Genomic DNA, 2,828 nt, shown 5'->3' with positions numbered 1-2,828 from the left:
GAACGCACAGCATGGTTGCCTGCGTTCCTGAGCTACTACAACGCCAGGAGGCCCCACTCGGCCTTGGGCTACAGACCTCCAGCTTCCCGACTTGCCGGGTATAACCTATTGCAACTCGACAGCTAGAGGTATGTCCGAACTCTATCCCAAGGTGAAGGTGGAAGAGGATCGGATTTTCATCGCCGATGGACCCATCTGGACATCGGCGGGGATGACCGCGGGTATCGATCTTGCGCTTGCCATCGTCGAGGAGGATCTCGGCATGGAAATGGCGCGGCAGGTGGCTCGAAAGATGGTCGTGTACCACCGTCGAAGCGGGGGGCAGTCCCAGTTCTCAACGTTGCTCGAGCTAGAACCGAAGTCAGACAGGATGCAGGCCGTGCTGACCCACGCTCACCGTAATCTTGCGAGCCGACTGTCGGTGGAGGATCTCGCCGAGGTTGCGCATCTGTCGCCTCGTCAATTTAGCTGAGCGTTTCAATCCGAGACCGGGCAATCACCAGCCAAGGCCATCGAACACATGCGCTTGGAGGCAGCTCGAGCGATGATGGAGGAAACAAGCCACCCCATCGATCTCGTTGCTCAGCAGACGGGATTCGCAGACCGAGATCGCATGCGCCGCGCATTCATACGGGCCTTTGGTCAACCACCACAAGTCATCCGACGTGCCGCCAGGGCTTGATCGCTAAACCCTTGCGCAAATCAAGAAGGGGCGGTTCAGGAAGATGGATCGGCCAGACGCTTGTGAGTGGGCAATGCCAGCCCTGGGGCAACAGGACTCGGGTTTTGCGGACCGCCGCGCGCCTGCGGTGCGCCTGGCTGTTCCAGTACCAACTGCTGCCCATGGAACTCGGCCAGCGCGTCCCGGTGGCCCACGCTGATGACCGTGGTGGCGGGCAGCCGGTCGGCCAGCAGCGTGTAGAGCATGCGCTCGGCTGCCGGGTCCAGCGCGCTGGTGGCCTCGTCGAGTAGCAGCCATTCGGGCTTTTGCAGCAGCACGCGGGCAAACGCCAGCCGTTGCTGCTCGCCCGGCGACAGCCGTCGTGCCCAGGGCGCCACATCGCCGAGCTGGTCGCTCAAGGGCTGCAGGCCTACGGCCTCCAGGGCTTCGCGCACTCGGGCCTCGGTGTGCTCGCCGGGCGTGCCCGGGTAGGCCAGCGCTTCGGCGAGGCTTCCCAGCGGAAGGTAGCTGCTCTGCGGCACGAAGAGCATCCTTGTCTTCGGCAGGTCAACGGTGCCGCTACCGAAGTCCCACAGGCCTGCCAGCGCTCGAAGCAAGGTGCTTTTGCCCACTCCGGAGGGGCCACGCAGCAGCCACCGCTCACCCGGCTCGATGTGCAGGTCTGGCACGGTCAGCAGCGCTGCACCGCCTGGCAGCGCCAGTTGCAGGCTGTGTGTGGCCAAGGCATTGCCTTCACCCCTCCGCAGTCGAATGCCGCGGGTGGACGAAGCCGGTATGGCGGCCAACACCTCGCCCAGTTCCGTCAGACGGTTGACCGTGGCACGCCATTCCGCCAGCGTCCCGTAGCTGTTGATGAACCACGACATCGCCCCGCTCACCGTGTCGAAAGCGCGGCTGATCTGCATGAGCACCCCGAAGCTGTAAGCGCCGGCGAAGTAGCGCGGCGCGGCCAGTGCCAGCGGCAGGACGACGGCGATCTGCGAATAAAGCGAATTCACCAGCGTGAGCCGCTTGGTGTAGCGCATCACCATGCGCCAGTTGTCCTGTATCCGGCCGAACAGCGTGGCGGAGTGGGCCGCCTCGGCCCGCGCGCCGTCGTACAGCGCGATGGGTTCAGCGTTCTCACGCAGTCGCACGAGGCCGAAACGGAAATGCGCTTCCACCTGCTGCTGGCGGTAGTTCACGGCCACCAGGCGGTGTCCGAAAGCCTGCATGGCCAGCGAACCCACCACGGCATAGGCTGCAGCCGCCCACACCATGTAGCCGGGAATGGTGGCGCTATAGCCTGCCACATGGACCAACAGCGGTCCGCCCACGGACCACAGGATGAAGATGAAGGAACCCAGCGTGACGACGGTGGACAGCAGGTCCAGGGTCAGTGCCAGCGTGGTGGTGGCCAAGCTGTTCAGGTCTTCGGCGATGCGCTGGTCCGGGTTGTCGGCCAGGCGGTCGCGCTCGATGCGGTAGAAGGCATTGCCGTGCAACCACCGCTTCAGGTACTCGGCCGTGAGCCAGCGGCGCCAGCGAAATCCCAGCATCTGCTTGAAGTACAGCGCATACACGGCCAGCACGATGTAAGCCAGCGCCAGTCCCGTGAAGAGCAGCAGCAGGGGGCTGAACTCGGCCGTGTTGCGGGCCTCCAGAGCATTGAAGAAATCCGCGCTCCAGGCGTTGATGCGCACGTTGATGTAGACGATGCCGAGGTTCATCGCGACGATCAGCGCCAGCAGGCCGCGTGCGGACCATCGTTCCTCAGAAAACCAGTAGGGGCGGATCAACGACCAGGCTGAGGTCTTGGTGACAGTGGGTTGGGGCATCGATCTGTGTTAGGTGTGGCGGGTTGGCCAGTGTGCCGCGCGGCTGTGAAGGTTGGCTTAGCCGGGACTTAAACGCGGGGCGGCAACGGACGGCGCGCAGCATGCGGCGTGCAGCGTGCTAGGTTTTACTCATAAGTCAGTAACTTAGAGAGCATTCTATTGCGCAGTGCGGCGATCGGTGCTTTCATTGACGGCATGAAAAGAGACGGACGCACCCTGGCCCACAATGTGTTGGAAGAAATGCGCATGCTGGCCGTACAGCGCATGCGCGAAGGAGAGTCGCCAGCAGCGGTGGCGGCTTCCTTGGGCATGCACAGGGGCTGGGCCTA

General features: G+C 63.6%; 2 protein-coding genes and 2 pseudogenes. 3 read left to right on the top strand and 1 reads right to left on the bottom strand.

What is annotated here, in order from left to right; genetic code table 11:
- Both AVHM3334_RS23475 and AVHM3334_RS23470 read left to right on the top strand, forming a co-directional pair.
- Window positions 1-126: integrase core domain-containing protein (locus AVHM3334_RS23475; RefSeq protein ID WP_284413497.1), on the top strand; the 126-nt coding region annotated here is incomplete at its 5' end.
- 16 nt (window positions 127-142) lie between these two features.
- A pseudogene (locus AVHM3334_RS23470) lies at window positions 143-682 on the top strand (GlxA family transcriptional regulator); the annotation flags it as partial.
- Window positions 683-717: 35 nt separating this feature from the next.
- On the opposite strand, the gene AVHM3334_RS23465 reads toward AVHM3334_RS23470, so the two are convergent.
- The gene (locus tag AVHM3334_RS23465) at window positions 718-2,499 is read right to left on the bottom strand and encodes an ABC transporter ATP-binding protein/permease (protein WP_284415845.1); all 1,782 of its coding nucleotides are present in this window, start codon (window positions 2,497-2,499) and stop codon (window positions 718-720) included.
- A gap of 195 nt (window positions 2,500-2,694) precedes the next feature.
- Between AVHM3334_RS23465 and AVHM3334_RS23460 the strand changes: the two are divergent.
- Window positions 2,695-2,828 (top strand): annotated as a pseudogene (locus AVHM3334_RS23460) (IS630 family transposase); the annotation flags it as partial.

Source organism: Acidovorax sp. SUPP3334 (genome assembly GCF_030159055.1).
Lineage (GTDB): Bacteria > Pseudomonadota > Gammaproteobacteria > Burkholderiales > Burkholderiaceae_C > Paracidovorax.
Note: the sequence above shows the minus strand (reverse complement) of the source record. Positions and strands in the feature narration are given on the sequence as shown.

Excerpts from the sequence above, each read along its gene's own strand:
- AVHM3334_RS23465 (WP_284415845.1), bottom strand. The coding sequence starts at position 2,499 with ATGCCCCAACCCACTGTCACCAAGACCTCAGCCTGGTCGTTGATCCGC.